This window comes from Paenibacillus sp. FSL M7-1414, from assembly GCF_038003195.1.
GTDB lineage: Bacteria > Bacillota > Bacilli > Paenibacillales > Paenibacillaceae > Paenibacillus > Paenibacillus amylolyticus.
Genome location: NZ_JBBOOS010000001.1, coordinates 1,946,518 through 1,968,100 on the forward strand (window position 1 = coordinate 1,946,518; position 21,583 = coordinate 1,968,100).

Sequence of the window (21,583 nt, forward strand, 5' to 3'; positions counted from 1 at the left end):
AAAACATGGGGGTAAAACATGAAAACGAAGAAAAAGTTGTCAGTAAGAGCTCTCTTTGCTATCACGCTTAGTGTAGTTATGCTGATGGTGACCGCTTGTTCCAGTCAAGGAGCTTCAGGTGGTAACGAAAAAGATGCAGAGGGAAATTACAAAGACAACCTGACCATCTCTGTAGCTAACCTGACAGAAATCAAAAACGGGAACCTGGATAATGACTTCCACAAGTTCTGGACAGACAAATTTAATGTAACTTGGGACTACAACTATATCGATTGGGATTCATGGGGCGAGAAACTTCGTCTGTGGATCAACTCTGGCGACTTGCCGGATGTAGCGGTATGGAACTACGTACATGGCGATGCCATTAACAGCATTGAGCAAGGTTTGTTCTACAAATTCCCGGATGACTGGAAAGAACGCTGGCCTAACGTGGCAGCAGCTTACAATTTGACGGGTCTTGGAGACAAGTTGGAAGAATTGACGGGTGGAACATATGTCCTGCCTAGACCAATCTACTTCGAGAACAAACCAGCTGATCCACTGACGAACCAAATTGGTGTCATTGCGCTTCGTAAAGACTGGGCTGAAGCGGTTGGTTTTGAACTGAAAGATGCTTATACAACAACCGAATTGAACGAATATGCTGCGCTAGTAAAAGAAAAAGATCCAGGCAAAGTGGGTAACAAACTTGTACCTCTGTCCTACAATGCGGCAGATGCCATGACAAACATGATTATGCCAAACAGTGTGCATGCCATGACTGACTCTCCGTTCTACAAAGGTGAAGATGGCCAATTCCACTGGGGACCAGCAGATCCTGAAACGCTGACAGGACTTAAATTGATGCAAAAAGCCTATAAAGATGGACTGCTCAATCCTGAGTTCTACACATGGAAAAACAATGAAGGTCAAAACAACTTCAAAGTAACAGGTACAGCTGCTGTAACAAGTCTGGGCGGACTGGCTTCGTACAGACAAGGTCTGGATTCCGATATGAAAAAAAATCTGGGTGTAGATAGTGATGAACTGGTACACACAGCAATCGTAGTAGGCGATGACGGTAAATACCGTAACATGGAACAAGCCAACTTCTGGTCTGCATTGATCTTCAATCCGGAGATTAGTGACGAGAAATTCGAACGGATCATGGATCTGATCGATTACTCCGCAACAAAAGAAGGACAGTTGCTCATCAACATGGGCTTTGAAGGAAAAGATTGGAAATATGATGAAAACAACGAACTCGTTAGCTTGTTGCCAGAAGGAACGGTATTGGAAGATAAATATCCAGCACGTTTCGAAGGTCTGTATCTGCTCGGTGACGACTTCAGTGTTGTAAACCCTGCAATCAAAAAAGATTACCGTGATAGAGCCGTGAAATTGTTCGAAGAAAAAGCAAAACTTGGTACAGAAGGCAAATCGCTTGCACCATACGATTGGGATGTCAACCTGTACGATTCCAAAGCTAAGAGTCAGGCTTCATTTGACTACCAGAATGAGTATGCCAACTTGATCCTCAAAAACGGAGATCTAGAGGCAAACTGGAAAGAATGGGTAAACAGTAAAATGTCCCTGGTTCAACCTTATCTGGATGAGCTAAACGATAAATTCTAGTAATCATTCAGTAATTAATTTTGAACCCGGTGCGCGGTCTCTCCCCGAACGCAGCCGGGTTCTTTATTTCAACAACTTATAGTGGAGGATACGATTAGATGAATAACGAGCAGTTGTTAGACCTGGTAAAACAGATGACGTTGGAGGAAAAAACAGCTCAGCTTCTTCAGTTGACCGCCAACTTTTATGAAGGAACAAATGTTGAAGGTCAGATCACAGGGCCGATGGAAGAGATGGGAATTACGGAGCAGTCCGTGGATGCTAGTGGGTCCATTCTGGGGTTGTCCGGTGCGCAGGCCATCATTGATGTACAGCAAGCTTATATGAAAAAAAGCCGTTTGGGCATTCCGCTTTTGTTCATGGCTGATGTAGTTCATGGATTCAAAACCATTTTCCCGATTCCACTCGCGATCGGTTGTTCATGGGACACAGAACTGGCTGAGAAAAGTGCTGAAATTGCAGCACGTGAATCAGCTGTATCCGGTTTGCATGTTACCTTTGCACCGATGGTGGATCTGGTTCGTGACCCGCGCTGGGGCCGTGTGATGGAAACGACAGGAGAAGATCCTTATCTGAACAGTTTGTTCGCGGCTGCGTTTGTACGTGGATATCAGGGCGACAGCTTGAAGGATGAGCCAGATCGTCTTGCAGCCTGTGTTAAACACTTTGCGGCTTATGGAGCGGCTGAGGGTGGTCGGGATTACAATACGGTGGACATGTCTGAGCGTAACCTGCGTGAGTACTATTTGCCAGCGTACAAAGCAGCATTGGATGCGGGCGTGGAAATGGTCATGACTTCGTTCAATACGGTTGACGGTATTCCGGCAAGTGGCAATGAGAAGTTAATGCGCGGCATTTTGCGTGACGAGTGGGGCTTTGATGGTGTATTAATCTCGGATTGGGCTTCCATTCGCGAGATGATTGCGCATGGTGCTGCAGAAGATGATCGTGAAGCGGCATATCGTGCCATTCGCGCAGGAGTAGATATGGAGATGATGACACCTTGTTATGTACATCATTTGCCTGAACTGATTGAGAGTGGTGAAGTGGATGAGAAGCTCATTGATGAAGCCGTTCTGCGAATTCTGCAACTGAAAGAAAAGCTGGGATTGTTCGATAACCCACTTCGTGCAGCTGATCCTGAACGTGAACGTGAGATTGTATTCTCCAAAGAGCACCGTCAGGTATCGTATGAACTGGCAACGAAATCAGCTGTCCTGTTGAAGAATGATGAGAGCGTGCTTCCACTTCAAACTGACGCTAATGTTGCCCTTATTGGTCCTTTTGCACAGAGTCCTGATATTTTGGGCTGGTGGTCCTGCGAAGGAGTTAAGGAAGATGCAGTTAAGTTGGGAACAGCTCTGCAAGAACGCCTGACGGGTGGGAAAGTTCAATTTGCTCAAGGCAGTAATGTTCATACGATTACAGCTGAGCAGATTGCCGAAGCCCTGGAAGTGGCAAGCAAAGCAGATCTGATTGTCCTTGCTCTTGGTGAAGACTCCGAGATGAGTGGAGAAGGTGGCTCGCGCACGGATATTCGTCTGCCAGCAGCCCAATTGGAATTGGTCAAACAGCTCAAAGCAGCGGGAAAACCGATTGCCAGCGTTATTTTCAACGGCCGTCCATTGGATCTGCATGGTGTAATCGATGAATCGGATGCCGTTCTTGAAGCCTGGTTCCCAGGTAGTGAAGGCGGAGCAGCGATCGCAGATGTTCTGACAGGTGTAGTGAATCCATCTGCACGTCTGACGATGTCTTTCCCGCAGTCCGTAGGTCAGATTCCGGTCTATTACAACCATTTCAATACAGGTCGTCCACTGAACCCGGAGAAGACGGAAGAACGTTATGTCTCCAAATACATTGACAGCCCGAATGAACCTTTGCTTCCGTTCGGTTATGGTCTCTCATACACTTCGTTCTCTTATGGTGATCTTGAAGTGTCAAGTAATGAGATGACTACCGAAGAGTCCCTGAGCATTCAAGTACGTGTAACGAACACGGGTGAGCGCGCAGGCGTGGAGACTGTTCAGTTGTACGTTCGTGATGTAACGGGTGAAGTCGTTCGTCCTATGCGTGAGCTGAAAGGATATGTGAAACTTGCACTGGCGCCAGGCGAGAGTGGTACAGCCACGTTTACGTTAAATGAAGAACAGCTTCGTTATCACCATTCTGACTTAAGCTACCGCAGTGATCGAGGCGAGTTCCATATTCTTGTGGGTGCAAACAGTCGGGATACTCAGAAGAAATCATTCAGACTTGTTTAATCTGATGAATGGAAAGAGTAATGTGTCAGGCCTTTTGTTATGGAAGGCCTGATGAACATAACAGGGGAGCGAAGAATGTGGTCAGTATCAAGGATATCGCCAAACAGGCGGGAGTTTCCATCTCTACTGTGTCATATGCGCTGAATGGCAGCAACAAAGTGACCGATGAGACGAGTTCCAAAATTTTGGCCATTGCCAAAGAACTGAACTATGTTCCAAATGCCGCAGCAAGAACACTGAAGAAGAGGGAATCCAAAATTCTAGGTGTATTCTTGACCGATTTTAGAGGAGATGTGTATGGAGACTTGCTGAGTGGCATGAAAGCCGTATGTAATGCTCAAGGCTATGACCTGATCGTGTGCAGTGGTAAACAATCCCATCGCATGCTTCCAGAGAGAATGATTGATGGTGCGATCATTCTGGATCATACGTTTGCAAGTGAGGAACTAATGCAGTATGCCGATCGTGGGCACAAAATCGTTGTATTGGACCGTGAGATGGATCATCCCAACATTAATCAGGTTCTGCTGGATAACAAAGCCGGGGCGACACTTGCGATGGAACATCTTATTGAACAGGGACATAAGAAAATCTACGTGGTGACAGGACCGGAAGGTTCGTTTGACTCTGTGCAGCGGTTAAAGGCTGTGAGACAGGTTGCTGAACGTGAAGCCGATGTGGAATGGGTTGAGATTACGGGAGATTTCGAGAAGAGTGGTGGAGAACAAGCCGCAGATCAGATTGTGCAGGTGTATGATGGACCTGCAGCGGTATTCTGCCTCAATGATGAGATGGCTATTGGCTTGTGTGATCGTCTGGCAGACAGTACACTTGGCGTTGGTCAGGAGATTGACGTCATCGGATTCGACAATATTGAATTGAGCAAGTACGTCCAGCCGAGATTGGCAAGCATTGATTATTCCAAACGCAAGTGGGGATCGCTCGCTGCTGAACAATTGATCAAGATTATTGCTGGAGAACCCGTCGATCATGAACGAATTTATGTGACATTAGTTGAGGGTGGGTCGGTGAGTGGGCCTATTCCATCTGATTCGGTTATATCCATCCGGAATGACCGGGCGGTTAGCTATTGATCCCGAATACAGCAAGAGACAAGGCTTAGAAGAATCGAATCATTCTTTTAAGCCTTGTCTCTTGTTATTTCGAGGATGAAGCAATAGAAAAAGCCTCTCCGGAGAGAGGCTTGGCCTTTACAAGCCTTTTGTTTTGTCATTGTTGTAGGATGAAGTGAGAATGCCTGTAATGAAGAGAGTCAATACGATTGCAATAATCCAGAATGTCAGTGAAAATGACATGCCCTTCGCACCTCCTGCACAAGCTCATTTTCTTCTATTATAACCATTATAGGTAGAAAAGAAATGCTTCACCCTATTATTTGTAAAATAAAAAGTGTGTGGGCACTGGTCTGAGGCTGCCATCTGAAGGGTTATTCACAACCCGATTATTCAGAATAAGCGAGGATGATCCACCGCCATCCAGATTATAGGCGTCAATCACCCCAAGCTTGTACAACCGCCCTTGCAACTCTTCAAGGGTAGCACCGGAACTTCCGCCCTCATTATATCCGTCAACTACAATAATCAATAACTGATCATCCTTATAATTGCCAATGACTGTACGTGGTGCTCGTTTGGGTGATACTTTCCATTTGGCAGGAATTGTGGTTTTACGCCCATTCTGTAGCAGCACCGGAACAAACGTAGCCCCGAATTGCGGTTGCAGGCGATCCAGTGAGTTTTTGTCGGAGAACTTGCCTCCGACCAGTTTACCGGCATCGTTAAGTCCTACAAAAAACAGATCTTTGAAACTGGCCTGGAAACCATTCACGTATTTCCCGTCCATGACGGTTGTGCTAAGTGGATAACGTTTGCCGCCACTGTCAGCAAATCCACCTGCGTTAATCCCGGCAATTGCGCCGTTACGCTTCACAGCCTGCATGGTCGTCTCAGAACGCCCAGGTTCACTGTCTAGAGCCATCTGCATGGCTGTAGGGTCTTTTAGCTTGATCTTCATGGCATAGCCCTTATAGCTGCCAGGATTCACTCTGTACATTTCAATCGTTAGCCGGTCACTGTCTACCCGTTCAAATGGAACGCCAAGCTTGGATGAAATCCGTTTGTTGTAGATCGTTTCCGGACGATCCGCCTGGGTGGAAGCCTTCTGCACAAGTGTAGACATCGTACTAGTTGTTTTATTATAGAGCTGTGTCGTTCTTTTAATAGAAGAAGAAGTCTGGACAGCAGCATCTTTTGCCCCCGCAAGCTCTTGGCTAATTGCTTGGGTCCGGGGTGTAATCGTATCCTCTGACAGTTCGGTAGGCATCAAACCTCCGGGTTCAAGTGGAGGACGAAGCAGCAGCAGGCATAATATCAATCCAACAAAAGGAGCGAGTGCAAGCATAAAAAAACGATTAACCTGTTTGACGGGTGTAATCATTTGAGCAGGTCCATCTTTTTCTGGAGTGTCTCCAGTTGTTTTTTGACTTCGCTCAGCTGGGTATACAGTTTGTTGCTGTTATCCGTTTTGTCACTTGCATTATCCTTGGTGAAAGTCAGCAATTCATTGAAGGATTGAACCTGTCCCTGCAGGTCTTCTACTTCCTTTGATATCGTTGTTAGCTGATTTTCGTAGTCGGTTTTTAGTGCTGCAATCTGCTGCTGATTATGGGCTTGAAGCTGGTTAATCATCTGTTGCTGGAGATGGTTACTATAATAGTAGGTTCCAACGACTCCTAGTGCAATGAGAACAATCCACATTACCAGAAACAGCTTGATTGAAGATCCAGCCTTGCCTTTGGCGCTCCGGGTGTGATGGATGTCAGAGGACGGGGCAGATGGTTTCATGTCATCACTCCTGGTCATTTATAGGTACAAAAAAATTTCCAGTCCTCATTCTATCATGCCCCTATTGATTACGCAAAAATGAAATTCTTTACTTAATAGAGTAAAAAGAGATTGCATCGGAAGGAAGTCCTAGGATACAATTTCTTATAGATGCAATAAGTAGGAACTTTGGGCAGGTTTTTCGACTTTTTTAGATAGAAATGCAGGAAATTTATACTATATTTTGACCTTTCCGGGGATGGAAAGATGGACGTCATGGTGTTTTTATAACAAAATACAGTGAAAATAGAGCTTTTTTATCGGCTTCCTCCTGTATTTTTCTGTTTTTCGACATAATCCGACCTATGCTTCTTCTATACTCGGATTGTCGCATAGACGATGAAATCATCATGACAGAATTTAAAAGTTATTTGTCCAATACATAACAGGGGGAACAACAATGAAAAAAGTATGGCAGGTGGTCATCATAGATATCCACCCCACCAGCATGCTCGGTACAAAATTGATTTTGGAAGAGCAGCAAGATCTGACGGTACGTGGTATGACTTCGACCGGAACAGAAGGGCTCGATCTGGTGAATATTCACCAGCCTGATCTGATTCTGATGGATTATCGTCTTCCGGAGGGTCAGGCAGATCAATATATTGCTCAGATGAAGAATCTGTCAGCTCACAGTCACATCATTATTTTGACGGATGAAGACAATGTGAAGCTGTTTCGTCATCTGATGAGCCTTGGTGCAAGCGGCATGTTATCCAAACAGGCTTCCCCTAGCCAGCTGATTCATCTGATCTCTGGATTACGTGAGGGCCATGTGTCCATTCCATTGTCGTGGTTAAATAGTGCGGAATGGGCGCAGCCTGTGGAGTCTCCGACAGAAGCACGTGTCATTGAATTAACAGAAACCGAAACTTTTATCATGGAAAGAATTGTTCAGGGTGTAACCTATGATAAAATAGCGAATGAGATCAACGTTAGCAGACGTTCCATTGATAATTACCTGCGTAAAATATACGTGAAGCTGGAAGTGAGCAGTAGAGCACAGGCCATTGAACGTTATGCCTTGCATGCAAGACAAGTGAAGACGGGATCCTGACGAAACAGGTTTGTTCTTCCCATGATCACAACAGTTAGGTATGCATCCGGTCATATTCGATGGCGAGCAGGAATAGGTTGTAGGGCTGCGGACTGCGAGTACAGTTTCGGAATAGGGATGAAAGGGGAACGGATCGATGAAATATTTCTTTGCTTCCCGTACCAACAGGCTTTTGTCATCACCACTGAGGGATATACGTGAGATGTCTGGCAGGGATTATTTCATTTCTCTGGCAGAAGAATTGCCTGCGGAGGAGTTGTTTCCTTTCAAATTGTTGGAAGAAGCAGCGGTGTCTGTCTTTAGTTCAGGCCCCTCCGCATTGCAATATGGAGAGCCAGCAGGCTACACCCCCCTAAGAGAGTGGTTGAACAAAGACTGGAATGCACGCAAAGGCATACGAACGGTACCCGAGCAGATTCTGTTGACCACTGGTACCCAGCAGGCCATCGATCTGGTGATGCGTCTATTGCTTGAGCCAGGAGATTCTGTACTGGTTGAACATCCCACATCTCCAGGCTGTCTTGAGGTATTGGAGATGCAAGGAGCCAAGATTGTGCCCGTAATGGGTGATCGGGACGGCATACTGCCAGACCTTTTAGAGCATCACATGCAGCAGGTTAGACCGAAGCTGCTTTTTGCTGCACCCAGTTTCTCGAATCCGACCGGTGCTTTGTGGAGTATGGAGCGGCGGGAGGCTGTCCTTGAACTGTGTTCGCGCTATGGTGTACTGCTTGTGGAAGATGATTCTTACGGGGAGCTCCATTTTGATGGCCTTGAGCCAACGGAATTCTATCGTAAATATCCTTCACTCTTTGCACTGGATACTGCCGATCAGGGTGGACATGTTCTCTACATTGGTTCGTTCAGCAAAACGGTAGCGCCCGCTCTTCGAACCGGATGGGCCGCTGGACATCCTGCGCTGATTCAGGCAATGGCCTCGGTTAAACGAATTGCAGATGGTCAGTCCAGTCCGATGAATCAGCGGCTGTTGTATCAATTGCTTGCTCATTCCCCTTTTCGTTGGAGTGATCACTTATCCATGTTGAATCGGGAGTATAAGACAAGACTCAAACTGATGCTTGAACTGTTGAAGAGGCCGGGCTGGAAAGGGTGTCAGTACAACATCCCTGAGGGCGGAATGTATCTGTGGGTACAGTTGCCGGAAGGATTGGATAGTGGCGCTCTGCTTAAAGCGGCTTTGCCCAAAGGTGTATCCTTTCTTCCTGGATCACTATGCTCCACAGGTGTACAGGATCAACGTTACATCCGATTGAACTTTAGCCACCCAGGCCGGGATGAATTGCTGCTTGGCATGAACCTGATCAGTGAAGCCATTTCCGAATTTACGGCTCGTAGCTAAGTCACATCAAAAAATAGATTTTGTAGCAAAAATTAAAATTGGTTCATGACCAAAGTGATTACGTTATTGCATCCACTAACATTTTTATATATAATATGAATTAATGAGTTGTTGGTTTCTTTATATAAGCTACAATGGTGGCCAGTTCAGGAAAAGCACTCATATATTTTATCTAACGGGGGAAAATTCAACATGTCTAATATTTTATTTGTTAAAGCAAATGACCGTCCTGCAGATCAAGCAGTCAGCGTTAAATTGTACGATGCATTCTTGAGCGCATACAAAGAGTCCCACCCAGGTGACACAGTTACTGAGTTGGATCTCTACAATACAGATATTCCTTACTATGGCAACACTGTAATTACTGGTGGATACAAAGCTGCAAACGGCATTGAAGCAACTGCCGAAGAGCAAAAAGCTGCAGCACTGGCTGCACAATTGCAAGATCAATTCTTGGCAGCAGACAAAGTGGTATTTGCATTCCCGCTCTGGAACTTCACTGTTCCGGCTCCACTGGTGAACTACATTTCCTACTTGAGCCAAGCTGGTAAAATGTTTAAATACACAGCTGAAGGCCCTGTAGGTCTCGTAGGCGACAAAAAAGTGGCATTGCTGAATGCTCGTGGTGGCGTATATTCCGTAGAGCCAATGGCATCTGCTGAAATGTCCGTTAAATATGTAACTAACGTATTGAACTTCTGGGGCATTCAAAACCCTGAGCTTGTAATCGTTGAAGGTCACAATGCTTCTCCTGACCGTTCCCAAGATATCGTGGATGCAGGTCTGAAATTGGCTTCCGAAGTAGCAGTAAAATTCTAATAACAATCTTCTATATAGAACACATCAAAACACCTGTAGTCTCCAGTGGAGATTACAGGTGTTTTTTTGCATTCTCATTTTTTTCACATCCGTTACTTCATATGATTCCGGTTCAGATCTTGCCTGTATTTTTTAAGTACTGCTCCGCTGTTTCAGCAATGTGTGCTAGGTCGTCCTTATTTTCACCAGATACAGAATACGTTACATCGAGTTCATTAATGGTTCGTTCAATCATATTATTATCCTCAAGCATGTGTGCATGCTCGGTTAACGCCTGTACTCCCTTAATCGTCAAAATATACTTTCCACGGGAGAGGCGTTCAAACCAGCCATAATAATTTTTTTGCAGAATTGCTGCGGCAGAACCTACGCCTGTCTGTCTGGCAAGGTTGGCCGGAGAGGCTTCTCCGTTCGTCCGTAGAGCGGATGCGACACGCAAAGCCTTCTCACGATATGCTGTGACCAGCTGTCTTCGTGTGCTGCCTCCCGTATTGTAGTCTCCGCTGCGTTCGTCGAATTCCTTGAGCAATCGTTTCCGCCGAACACCGCTTTTACGGGCAACCTGATTGGGGCCAGTGAGGGGGATCAGGGCGGAGGGCTCGCACAATACATCAATCAGGGGAGCTTTGGTTTTGTAAAATGTGACAGTCAGCAGCCCCAGACCGAGCTGTCTGCATAGTGCGGTCAGTTCGCTCCAGCGTTGGTTCACGGCTCCGCGTTTACTGCGATTGCGCTCGACGGCCAGATACACGAACGGGCTAAGTTTCAAGCGCTGCATGCCCTGCAGCAACAGGGAGAGGTTAAATGTTTTTTTCATCTCCACAATGAGTGGTTCGTCCTGGTCTGATCTGACTCCGACGAGGTCACAATGTCTGACTTCCGCCTTGACGTCGAAGCCACGCTGCTCGAAAAAAGCCTTCACGGGCGAATATAATTCGGTTTCGTATTTCACTGCCATCGTCCGTGCTCCTTTCCAGAAGTGGCCTGTCTCTGACCATGTGTTGTCCGGTTTCCTGAATTTAGAACCCTCATTATATCATATTCGTTCTTTTTTTTCTGAAGGCACAAGATGTCTGATAGAACAGGGAAAAGCCAAAATTCGAAGCGGTTGATTGAAAAAAAGAGGTCAACTTATCCGAATTGCCGCATAGGTATGTAATACACTTTTCACAACAAAACAAGACGTTTGGACAGAGGGTGGCGGGACAACACAGGACCGCAAGATTGGTATTCAAGCAGGAGCCGCAATTCTATTGATTTCTTCATACCATTCGGAATGGTTGACAATCACACTAAAGGAGCCATGGGAGGTACCAAGCATGAATATTTTTGAACGCGTTGCGGAACATCGGGCAGAGAGTGACCGTTTGACATGGAACGGAACATTTGAAGATTATATTGCACTGCTGAGAGAGGACCCGACTCCGGCAATGACGGCTCACGCCAGAGTGTATGAGATGATTGAATCGTTTGGGGTGGAAGAAGTAGGTGGGCATAAGCGGTACAAGTTTTTTGAACAGGAGATCTTTGGGCTGGACCGTTCGATTGAAAAGCTGGTTGAAGAATACTTCCACTCGGCAGCACGTCGTCTGGATGTACGGAAGCGGATCTTACTCCTGATGGGTCCCGTAAGTGGAGGGAAATCGACGCTTGTGACGCTGCTGAAGCGGGGGCTTGAACAGTTCTCGCGGACAGAGAAAGGTGCCATATACGCTATTGATGGATGCCCGATGCATGAGGAACCGCTGCATCTGATTCCACTGGAGCTTCGTCCTGAAGTGGAAAAGGAAATTGGAGTCCGCATTGAGGGTAACCTTTGCCCATCCTGCCAGATGAGACTGCGTACCGAATATGGTGGTGATATCAGCAAGGTGCCGGTGGAACGGGTCATTGTTTCCGAAGATAATCGCGTGGGAATAGGAACGTTCAGCCCATCCGATCCGAAATCGCAGGATATTGCCGATCTGACGGGGAGTATCGACTTCTCCACCATTACGGAGTTTGGTTCGGAATCCGATCCACGTGCCTATCGTTTTGATGGGGAGTTGAACAAGGCGAACCGTGGACTGATGGAGTTCCAGGAGATGTTGAAATGTGATGAGAAATTCCTCTGGAATCTCTTGTCGCTCACGCAGGAAGGGAACTTCAAAGCAGGACGCTTTGCATTAATTAGTGCGGATGAGATGATTGTGGCGCATACGAATGAATCGGAGTATAAGTCTTTTATCTCCAACAAGAAGAATGAGGCACTGCAATCCCGGATGATTGTCATGCCGATTCCGTACAACTTGAAGGTATCCGAGGAAGAGAAAATCTATGCCAAGCTCATTCAGCAAAGTGACATGAAGCATGTTCATATTGCACCGCATGCACTGCGGACTGCAGCCATTTTTTCCATACTTACCCGCTTGAAGGAAACGAAAAAACAAGGCATGGATCTCGTTAAAAAGATGCGCATGTATGATGGTGAAGAAGTAGAAGGATACAAAGAAGCTGATCTGCGCGAGATGCAAAATGAGTATCTGGATGAAGGGATGTCTGGCATTGATCCACGGTATGTCATTAACCGGATCTCCAGTGCTTTGATTAAGCAAAATCTTCAGTGCATTAACGCGCTGGATATTCTGCGGGCGATCAAGGATGGTCTGGACCAACATGCCTCGATCACGAAGGAAGAGCGAGAGCGTTATCTGAACTTCATTGCTCTTGCACGCAAGGAGTATGATGAACTGGCCAAGAAGGAAGTGCAGAAAGCATTTGTTTACTCATTCGAGGAATCCGCAAGAACGTTATTCGAGAATTACCTCGATAACATTGAAGCATTTTGCAACTGGTCCAAGATGCGTGACCCGCTCACGGATGAAGAGATGGACCCGGATGAGCGTCTGATGCGATCCATAGAGGAACAGATCGGGATCTCCGAGAATGCAAAGAAAGCGTTCAGAGAAGAGATTCTGATCCGAATCTCGGCATACTCCCGCAAGGAGCGCAAGTTCGAATACAGCAGCCATGACCGTTTGCGTGAAGCGATTGAGAAAAAGTTGTTCACCGATCTGAAAGATATTGTCAAGATCACAACCTCAACCAAAACACCGGATGCAACACAATTGAAACGTATGAATGAAGTCATTAAACGTTTAATTGAGGAACATGGATACACCGCAGCCAGCGCGAATGAACTGTTACGTTATGTGGGTAGTCTGCTTAATCGCTAATCGGCAACGAACCATTCCGGATCAGGCTCCTGATGCCTGTTGTGAGGCTCCTTCACAGCAGGGTCAGGGCCTTTTTAATTACATGAAGGTCATATTAGTCTAAAAAGCTGACAAATAAGGTTAATTTTAAAGAGAATTAGTTCTAATGGTATATGTATATTTAGGTATTTTAGTCTATAATCAATACATATATTTACAATTTAAAGTAATTTAGTGTTTATTAAGGAGCTGACTGAACCAGATATGAGCAGTATTTCCGCAACAAGACAGAAGCAACTTGATTACATGGGATTAACCGCAGGGGATCTAAAACTGCTTGCCGATCATCGGCCTGTTTTTAAAAAAGTCGTTAATGAAGTGGTGGATCATTTCTACAATCATGTGGGGAATTATCCTGAATTGGTAGATCTGATCGCTCGATTCTCTACCATTGATCGTCTAAAAGAAACACAGAAGATGTACTGGTTATCAATGACGGATGGAATCGTGGACGACGCATATATTGAGCAACGGATTGCGATTGGACTTGTGCATTCACGGATTGGTCTGTCTGAAGATTATTATCTGGGTACCTATATGGTCTACCTGGATATTGCAACGAGCATATTCCAACAGGTTATCCCTAATTCCTGGCATCTTGTCATTCAGGCGCTCAGCAAAATGTTTAATCTGGATTCACAGCTTGTCCTTGAAGCCTATGAGAAGAAAGAAAAAGAAAAGTTACATCAGCTTGCCGATGACCAACAACATACATTACAGGCAATTACGCAGATTACCCAAGAGCTTACAGGCATGATTAGTGAATTAAATGAAAGTGCAATGGCGATATCAAGTGTAGCCAAAGAAACAGCGGCTTCTCAGGATCAGGCTCAGGTTATGCTTACCGAATTAACAGGAGAGATCCAGCAGATCGGAAAAATGGGTGAACTCATTCGCGAGATATCGGATCAGAGTCATCTTGTCGGCCTGAATGCAGCGATTGAAGCTGCTCATGCAGGAGAGTTTGGACGTGGCTTCGAAGTAGTTGCCAGTGAAGTACGCAAGCTTGCCGCCAGCTCCCGGGATGCCCAGGGTAAGATTCAGTCTAATCTGGAGCAGATCATGAAGAAACTGAGCAGTGTGCAGCAGGAGTCGGATCATACGTCCAGAGGGGCACGTAGCCAAGCGTCACGTTCGGCTGAACTCGCTGTATTTGCAACAACAATGGAGAAACTGTCTCTGGATTTGAAGAAACTGGAACAGCAGGAATAGAGCTTAAAAGCATTAGGAACCTTCCATACCGTTTCAGGCTGTTTTAAGCTATAATGGGTAGACAAACCTGCCGATGTTATAGAAAATGCAGCCGGAGACAGGGGATTCGAAAGAGGTTGAGGTGATCAGATGGCTTCTATCCATGATGTAGCCAAGGAAGCGGGAGTATCTGTTGCAACCGTTTCCAAAGTGATAAACGATTATCCTGATGTAAGTGAAAAAACACGCAAAAAAGTCAATATAGCCATTGAATTATTGAAATATCAACCCAATGTGGTCGCACGTGGACTTGTCAAACGCCGTTCATGGACGGTGGGAGTACTGTTAACGGTTCCGTTTACGAACCCTTTTGTGTCGGAGTTGCTGGAAGGGATCAAGACAGCGCTGGAGAACAGTGGATATGACCTGGTCCGGTTGTCTACTCGATTCGATGATCCGGCGTACTCGTTTATCAAACATTGCCGCAGTCGTAATGTGGATGGCGTTGTGGTATTCGGGGAAGGCAGAGAAAACACGAGTATTCAGGAACTGGTGGATGCAGAGATTCCAACGATGTTTGTTGATACGGACATGTTGGGCAAACGTGCCGGTTACATTACTACGGATAACGCGAACGGAATCTCGATGGGTGTCAAACATCTGCATGAGCTTGGGCACCGCAAAATTGCCTATATCTCAGGGACACTTGGACCTGCTGTAGCCAATCTGCGATTGGAAGGATATCGGGAAGGGCTGCGAGAATGCGGTATCCCGTATTCTACGGTATATCTGGAGATCTGCGATTATTCCTTCGACGGGGGAAGCAAGGCTGCCCGACGATTGCTGGCACTTCAGGATCAACCAACGGGAATTGTCTGTGCATCAGACATGTCTGCTTTTGGTGCGATTCATGAAATTGAAAAGCATGGACTGAGTGTACCAGAAGATATCTCGGTTGTTGGGTTCGATAACACGTATTATGCTGAGGTATTTAAACCGGGGTTGACCACGGTGAATCAGAATATCTATTCCATTGGCATTAAGTCCATCGAATATCTGATTGCCATGATCGAGAATCCATCTTATTCTCCTCCTGTGGTTACGGAACCTTCCAATCTGGTCATCCGTCAGACGACAGCACCTTTAAAAGCTTAAAAACGTAAATAGTAAAGATGTTTACACGAAGCACAGCTAATAAGCTGTGCTTTTTGTCGTTCTATATCTCATTTGGAAACATATGGTTGATGGAGTGGTGCAAGTCCTATAGTTTAACGGGTAAACAAAGTTTACTGGCAATCGTATAATGAAAGTGCTTACAATTTTCTGTCCATTAGCATCTATCCATCCTGTATAACGATCTTGTAAAGGGCTGGCACATGGCAGAGCAAAGGTTATTCTTCACAAACAACAACGAACCAAGGAGGAGATCGGATGCATTTGAGAAAATGGTGGAGCTTGTGCTTGTCGGCTGTATTGATCTTCAGTTTGTTCCCAAGTGTGGGAACAGGAGGGACACGTGCTTCGGCAGCGGACGTTAAGACTGGCGATGATAAAGTACTGTTCAAGGCTGATTTTGAAGATGGTGTGTTGGGACCATGGCGTCCACGTGCAAGTGAAAAGCTTGATATCGTAACGCAAGTAGGTCATGACAGTACACGCAGCCTGAGAACCTCTTCACGTACCGAAACGTTCCATGGACCCTTAATTGAAGTAATAGATCATGTACAGAAGGGCAGCACGGTTCATATTTCGTTTTGGGCCATGTACGATGAAGGGCCGGACAGTCAGGTCCTTAACGGTGCACTCGAGAAAGAATACAATAAGGACGCTTCGAGTCTTGAATATGCTACCTTTGCCTCCGCTACCTTGAACAAAGGACAGTGGAAAAAAGTCGAGGCAGATGTGGTGATTCCCGAAGAAAATAGTGGCATCACCGGATTCCGCATGTATGTGGAGACACCATGGAAGACGTCAGCGGAAGTGACGCCGGCAGATACGATTTCATTTTACGTGGATGATGTTCTGATTACGGCTGCTCAGAAAATTGAAATTGAGAAGGATATTCCGAATCTGGTCGATATCGTGGGACAAAATTACGCAATGGGAGCTGCCATCAATCAGTCTGCGCTAGACGCGGAAAACCAGCATTCCCAGTTGTTGACGAAACACTTTAATAGTATTACAGCGGACAATTTTATGAAAATGGATGCGATGCAGCCCAAGGAAGGAGAGTTTGTCTGGTCAGAGACAGATCGCCTGGTGAAGTTTGCCGAAGCAAATGATATGGAAATCAGAGGCCATACGCTGTTATGGCATAGTCAGGTGCCGAATTGGTTCTTTACTGATCCGAATGATGCATCGAAACCTGCCACGCGGGAACAGTTGCTTGCACGGATGAAAACCCATATTCAAACCATCGTGACCCGGTACAAAGGAAAGGTTCATACTTGGGATGTCGTCAATGAAGTCATCTCAGACGGAGGCGGCTTGCGGAATGAGGCCAGTAATTCCAAGTGGAGAGATATTATTGGGGATGTGGATGGCGACGGAGATGACAGTGATTACATTGAGCTGGCTTTCCGTTATGCACGTGAGGCTGACCCCGATGCTGTACTGGTGATTAATGACTATGGAATGGAGGGCAATGGAAACAAGGTGAATGATATGGCGAAGCTTGTAGAGAAGCTGCTTGCCAAAGGAACACCGATTGATGCGGTTGGATTCCAGATGCATGTATCCATGTACGGACCGGATGTAAAGCTCATTCGTGAGGCTTTTGAGAAAGTGATCGCTCTTGGTGTGAATGTACAGGTTACAGAGCTGGACGTTTCAATCTATTCAAGTAATTCTGAACTGGAGATGCCTGTCACAGATGAATTAATGCTGCAACAAGCTTACCGTTATCGTGAACTGTTCGACCTGTTCGACGAGCTGGGAAAACGCGGCGTAATGGACAGTGTTACAGTATGGGGACTTGCGGATGATGGTACATGGCTTGATAATCATCCAGTCAAAGGACGCAAAGATGCACCATTGTTATTTGATCGTAAGTTAAAAGCAAAACCGGCATTTTGGGCACTGGTGGACCCTACCACCCTGCCGATCTATCGTAATGAATGGACAGCATTGAAGGCCAGCCCTTCTTTCCCGAATCACAAAGGACAGGAAGATATTCTTTGGGGTGCTGTGAAAGGACTCGAAATTAATCATCTGGCAGATGGTACATCTGCGGTTACGGGTGAGGCTCGTATGATGTGGGATGCCAAAAAGGTGAATTTACGAGTGGAAGTGAAGGATACCACACGTCGCAAAGGGGATCAGGTGCAGGTTTTCCTCGCGGAAGAAATCAAGGGGACAGGCGCTGCAACTTCTGAAGCTGATCTGTCTGCCAAGAAGAAAAATCCGCCGTCTGCAAATGGTCAATATACATTTAAACGGGATGGCGGTAAAGGCAAAGATAAAAATACTTACAACGTACAGGAGACAAAAACCGGGTATGTTGTATACGCATCACTGCCTATGTCAGCTGCTTTACTTACCGAAGGCCAGGTCTTGTCTCTGGATTTTCGGATTACGGATGAATATGCTGCTGGAAAGACAGCGACCATTGTTTGGAATGATAGTTCCAATCAACAGCCCGACAAACCAGCCAACCGGGGCAAACTGAAGCTCGGTTCTGTCTTGAAACAAACCAAGGTCACTTATGGCAAACCTGTCATTGATGCAAAAAAGGATAACGCCTGGAAAAAAGCTGCATCTGTTAAAACGGATGTCTGGGTGGTCGGAAACTCCGGTGCAACGGCGACTGCACAGCTGTTATGGGATGAGAAATACCTGTACGTATTGGCAGATGTGAAAGATCCATTGCGAAGCAAATTAAGTTCTAATGCACATGAGCAGGATTCGATCGAGATTTTTATCGACCCTAGCAAAGATCAGACGACATTCTATCAGGAGGATGATGCCCAGTACCGGGTCAATTTTGATAATGAGGCTTCTTTTGGTGGAAATGCACGGAAAGAAAGTTTCAAATCAGCTACCCGATTAACAAGCGGAGGGTATACAGTTGAAGTGGCAATCCCACTAGACAGCGTTCGTGCTGAAGGGCAAAGATGGATTGGGTTTGATCTTCAAGTTAATGATGATGGCGCGGGAGATGGCAAGCGAAGCAGTGTGTCCATCTGGAGTGATTCATCAGGTAATTCTTATCAAGATACTTCCGGTTTTGGCAGTCTGTTACTGACTCGTAAATAGAATATTTAGTTGTGAATTAGAATATGAGAATGTTAGTTATTCAACATTGTATATCTGGAAATAAGTGTTGATTTTAAAGGCTGGGACGTTTAGACTATATACATTCATATAAACGGGTTCCAATGTATGACAACGGCTTCAACTAAGTCTGTTGTCACGAGTCAAATGATGCGGAGGGAGTGCCTGTCATCCAGACAGCGCACTCGCTTCTTTTTTACATTTTTGCATACATACAAGGCATTTCCCGGTTGAAAGGACAGAGTGAGTGGAGCACCTACATGGCACGTACAACTTAGAACTTGTTATTTTATCCTATATTATTGCATCGTTAGCTTCATACGCTGCCCTTGACCTTGCAGGCCGTGTAAGTCAGGCTAACGGGATGACGCGGAATGTATGGCTTACCTGCGGTGCAGTATCCATGGGGCTGGGAATCTGGTCCATGCATTTCGTAGGTATGCTGGCTTTTGTTCTGCCTACGCAAGTCTCCTATTCCACCGGTAAGGTTGTTTTATCTGTTCTACTTGCTATTGTCGCATCGGGGGTGGCCTTGAACATTGCGGGTAGACAATCGGGCAGGATAAGCAAGCTCATGATTGCTGGAGTACTGATGACGGCGGGGATCAGCTCGATGCATTATGTAGGAATGGCAGCGATGTCAATTCCGGTTACGTATGAACCAGGCAGAGTGGTGTTATCCATTCTGATTGCAGCGCTTGCTTCATTTGCGGCATTGTGGCTCATGTTTTTTTTCCGTTATCATCAATCAAGACACACCTGGGTTTACAAGATGGGCAGCGGTCTCATTATGGGTATTGGAATCTCTGGCATGCATTATACCGGGATGTCAGCCGCACATTTCCATCATTCACATGGCTCGATGGTAAGTTCAGGTATGCAGATTGAGCCAGGCATTCTCGCCTACTTGATCGCATCGGGCACATTTATTGCTTTGGGTTTGACGTTGTTTGGCATATTTATCAATCAGCGAATGTCACAGAAAGATCGACGGATTCATGAGAATGAGCAATGGTATCAGGCCCTGTATCATAACCATTCGGATGCCATTATTTCAGTGAACAAGGAAGGTATTGTCAAAGGCATTAATGCTGCTGTAACAACAATCACCGGATATCCTGAAAAAGAGGTCATGGATCGTTCCATTGATGAGATCGCTCAGCAAATCGATATAGAGTGGATAAGTGAATTTGATTCCATCGATTGGGATGATCATGGGCTGGAGCAGGCGCACTACATGGCCAAAATGAGAGATGTACAGGGTGAACTTCTGGACCTTAGTATTGTTGTAGTTCCTGTTGTCATTGATGGCAGACATGTGGGAAGTCACATTTTGATCAAAGACGTAACGGAGGAGAAACAGGCTCAGGAGAAGATTCGTCACCAAGCATTGCATGATCCGTTGACGGGGTTGCCCAATCGGCGCAAGTTGGATGATGTGCTGGCTTGTACGATTAACGATTCAGCAGAAAAAGGGAATTCTTTTGCCGTTATGGTGATGGATATAGATCGTTTCAAGATGATTAATGACTCGCTGGGACATTCCATTGGAGATGTATTTTTAAGAGAAGTAAGCAACCGGATCATGAAAGCCATAGAAGCTTCTGATCCCTTGGCTATGGAGAATGTCATGCTGGCTCGGATGGGCGGTGACGAGTTCACACTCGTTGTGACCCAGGATCAAGCGACAGAAGTACGAGTGGCAGAACTTGCAAAACAGATTGTTGAAGCCATTCAGTTACCTTATCGACTGAAAGAGAATGACTTTTACGTAACCGCGAGCATTGGAATTGCGATGTATCCGGATCATGGAGTGGGCGTGGATGCTTTGCTGAAACATGCGGATTCCGCCATGTATGAAGTGAAGAAAAACGGCAAAAATGGTTTCCAATTCTACACGGCCCAACTGGATTCGGAACTATATGAACGCATTGAGCTGGAGGGTTATCTTCGTAAAGCTTTGGAACGCGATGAGATGGTCCTGTACTATCAACCACAGATTCGTACCGAGGATAGCCGCATGATTGGTGTGGAGGCTCTTATACGTTGGAACCATCCACTCAAAGGTCTGCTCGCACCCAATGTGTTTATCCCGCTTGCAGAAGAGACAGGCATGATCTATGAGATTGGCAATTGGACGCTCCGGGAAGCATGCAGGCAGATGAAACTCTGGCATGCCAGTGGCGGACCACTCATTCCGGTATCGGTTAACTTGTCCAGCCAGCAGTTCCACCAATCCAACTTGGTAGAACAGGTCAAGAATGCACTCTTGGAGACAGGGCTGGATGCTCGATATCTGGAGTTGGAAATAACAGAGAGCATGATGATGGATGCAGCCGTATCCACGGCGATTCTTAATGAACTGACAGCACTGGGTGTCAAGATCAGCCTGGATGATTTTGGTACGGGATACAGTTCACTCAGTTATCTGAAGCATTTCCCGATTCACAAGCTCAAGATTGATCGTTCGTTTGTGACGGACATTACAGAGAGTCACAGCGATCAAGCCATTGTGGCGACCATTATATCGATGGCACAGAATCTCAAGATGGAAGTCATTGCGGAAGGCATTGAGACGAAAGGCCAACTGGATATACTGATGCAGAATGATTGCCGGGAGATTCAGGGCTATTATTTCAGTCGCCCACTGCCGGCAAGTGAAGTGGAGCATGATTTTTTTGTGCCGCTGCGATTGCAGGGTAATGGTACACCACCGGCACCATCCTAATTTTATGTATGCCAAGCAGCAAGTCCCCGTGTATGTCGGGAACTTGCCGCTTTTTTATGTCTTATCTTTTATTAATCATTAATCTCACTCATGATAAGAGCATTTATCTTTTCGTTTCCTA

The 21,583-nt window shown here is 45.9% G+C and carries 14 protein-coding genes; 11 read left to right on the plus strand and 3 right to left on the minus strand.

All coding sequences use genetic code 11. The annotated features are described in order from the left end of the window. The first annotated feature begins 18 nt into the window (after window positions 1–18). From MHH92_RS08945 to MHH92_RS08955, 3 genes are all read left to right on the plus strand, one after another. Window positions 19–1,614: an ABC transporter substrate-binding protein gene (locus MHH92_RS08945; RefSeq protein WP_036610025.1), complete on the plus strand. Its 1,596-nt coding sequence runs from the start codon at window positions 19–21 to the stop codon at window positions 1,612–1,614. Window positions 1,615–1,712: 98 nt separating this feature from the next. Beyond that, window positions 1,713–3,878, plus strand: coding sequence for a beta-glucosidase BglX (gene bglX, locus MHH92_RS08950; RefSeq protein WP_340903283.1), 2,166 nt, complete (start codon window positions 1,713–1,715; stop codon window positions 3,876–3,878). A gap of 77 nt (window positions 3,879–3,955) precedes the next feature. Beyond that, the gene (locus MHH92_RS08955) at window positions 3,956–4,972 is read left to right on the plus strand and encodes a LacI family DNA-binding transcriptional regulator (RefSeq protein WP_340903284.1); all 1,017 of its coding nucleotides are present in this window, start codon (window positions 3,956–3,958) and stop codon (window positions 4,970–4,972) included. Between the two features lie 298 nt (window positions 4,973–5,270). Here MHH92_RS08955 and MHH92_RS08960 read toward each other — a convergent pair whose 3' ends face one another. Beyond that, window positions 5,271–6,335, minus strand: coding sequence for a phosphodiester glycosidase family protein (locus MHH92_RS08960; protein ID WP_036669840.1), 1,065 nt, complete (start codon window positions 6,333–6,335; stop codon window positions 5,271–5,273). After that, complete coding sequence (locus tag MHH92_RS08965) at window positions 6,332–6,742, minus strand: uroporphyrinogen-III C-methyltransferase (RefSeq protein WP_017689578.1); 411 nt, start codon at window positions 6,740–6,742, stop codon at window positions 6,332–6,334. The genes MHH92_RS08960 and MHH92_RS08965 overlap by 4 nt, the downstream gene beginning before the upstream one ends. A 439-nt stretch (window positions 6,743–7,181) precedes the next feature. Between MHH92_RS08965 and MHH92_RS08970 the strand changes: the two genes are divergently transcribed. From MHH92_RS08970 to MHH92_RS08980, 3 genes are all read left to right on the plus strand, one after another. Continuing rightward, entirely contained in the window at window positions 7,182–7,838 is a 657-nt protein-coding gene (locus MHH92_RS08970) for a response regulator transcription factor (RefSeq protein WP_017689577.1), read from the plus strand. A gap of 136 nt (window positions 7,839–7,974) precedes the next feature. After that, window positions 7,975–9,198 carry an aminotransferase-like domain-containing protein gene (locus tag MHH92_RS08975; protein WP_036610015.1) on the plus strand — a complete coding sequence of 408 codons (1,224 nt, stop codon included), beginning with the start codon at window positions 7,975–7,977 and terminating at the stop codon, window positions 9,196–9,198. 192 nt (window positions 9,199–9,390) lie between these two features. Beyond that, a complete protein-coding gene (locus tag MHH92_RS08980; RefSeq protein WP_340903288.1) occupies window positions 9,391–10,017 on the plus strand; it encodes an FMN-dependent NADH-azoreductase in 627 nt (208 codons plus the stop codon). A 112-nt stretch (window positions 10,018–10,129) separates the two neighbouring features. On the opposite strand, the gene MHH92_RS08985 is transcribed toward MHH92_RS08980, so the two are convergent. After that, window positions 10,130–10,975 carry a DUF2161 domain-containing phosphodiesterase gene (locus MHH92_RS08985; protein WP_340903289.1) on the minus strand — a complete coding sequence of 282 codons (846 nt, stop codon included), beginning with the start codon at window positions 10,973–10,975 and terminating at the stop codon, window positions 10,130–10,132. Between the two features lie 361 nt (window positions 10,976–11,336). On the opposite strand from MHH92_RS08985, the gene MHH92_RS08990 reads away from it, so the two are divergent. The 5 genes from MHH92_RS08990 (at window position 11,337) to MHH92_RS09010 (ending at window position 21,462) form a co-directional block, all read left to right on the plus strand. Continuing rightward, window positions 11,337–13,232 carry a PrkA family serine protein kinase gene (locus tag MHH92_RS08990; protein WP_036669848.1) on the plus strand — a complete coding sequence of 632 codons (1,896 nt, stop codon included), beginning with the start codon at window positions 11,337–11,339 and terminating at the stop codon, window positions 13,230–13,232. A gap of 243 nt (window positions 13,233–13,475) precedes the next feature. Continuing rightward, the gene (locus MHH92_RS08995; protein WP_340903290.1) at window positions 13,476–14,483 is read left to right on the plus strand and encodes a globin-coupled sensor protein; all 1,008 of its coding nucleotides are present in this window, start codon (window positions 13,476–13,478) and stop codon (window positions 14,481–14,483) included. Between the two features lie 129 nt (window positions 14,484–14,612). Then, complete coding sequence (locus MHH92_RS09000) at window positions 14,613–15,617, plus strand: LacI family DNA-binding transcriptional regulator (RefSeq protein WP_340903291.1); 1,005 nt, start codon at window positions 14,613–14,615, stop codon at window positions 15,615–15,617. A gap of 276 nt (window positions 15,618–15,893) precedes the next feature. Next, window positions 15,894–18,716, plus strand: a complete 2,823-nt coding sequence (locus MHH92_RS09005; RefSeq protein ID WP_340903292.1) for an endo-1,4-beta-xylanase — start codon at window positions 15,894–15,896, stop codon at window positions 18,714–18,716. A gap of 265 nt (window positions 18,717–18,981) precedes the next feature. After that, the gene (locus MHH92_RS09010; RefSeq protein ID WP_340903293.1) at window positions 18,982–21,462 is read left to right on the plus strand and encodes an EAL domain-containing protein; all 2,481 of its coding nucleotides are present in this window, start codon (window positions 18,982–18,984) and stop codon (window positions 21,460–21,462) included. The last annotated feature ends 121 nt before the right edge of the window (window positions 21,463–21,583 follow it).

Coding starts and splice junctions, on each gene's coding strand:
- MHH92_RS08985 (WP_340903289.1), bottom strand. CDS start 10,975: ATGGCAGTGAAATACGAAACCGAATTATATTCGCCCGTGAAGGCTTTT.
- MHH92_RS08975 (WP_036610015.1), top strand. CDS start 7,975: ATGAAATATTTCTTTGCTTCCCGTACCAACAGGCTTTTGTCATCACCA.
- MHH92_RS08970 (WP_017689577.1), top strand. CDS start 7,182: ATGAAAAAAGTATGGCAGGTGGTCATCATAGATATCCACCCCACCAGC.
- MHH92_RS09000 (WP_340903291.1), top strand. CDS start 14,613: ATGGCTTCTATCCATGATGTAGCCAAGGAAGCGGGAGTATCTGTTGCA.
- MHH92_RS08995 (WP_340903290.1), top strand. CDS start 13,476: ATGAGCAGTATTTCCGCAACAAGACAGAAGCAACTTGATTACATGGGA.
- MHH92_RS08960 (WP_036669840.1), bottom strand. CDS start 6,335: ATGATTACACCCGTCAAACAGGTTAATCGTTTTTTTATGCTTGCACTC.
- MHH92_RS08990 (WP_036669848.1), top strand. CDS start 11,337: ATGAATATTTTTGAACGCGTTGCGGAACATCGGGCAGAGAGTGACCGT.
- bglX (WP_340903283.1), top strand. CDS start 1,713: ATGAATAACGAGCAGTTGTTAGACCTGGTAAAACAGATGACGTTGGAG.
- MHH92_RS08965 (WP_017689578.1), bottom strand. CDS start 6,742: ATGAAACCATCTGCCCCGTCCTCTGACATCCATCACACCCGGAGCGCC.
- MHH92_RS08980 (WP_340903288.1), top strand. CDS start 9,391: ATGTCTAATATTTTATTTGTTAAAGCAAATGACCGTCCTGCAGATCAA.
- MHH92_RS09005 (WP_340903292.1), top strand. CDS start 15,894: ATGCATTTGAGAAAATGGTGGAGCTTGTGCTTGTCGGCTGTATTGATC.
- MHH92_RS08945 (WP_036610025.1), top strand. CDS start 19: ATGAAAACGAAGAAAAAGTTGTCAGTAAGAGCTCTCTTTGCTATCACG.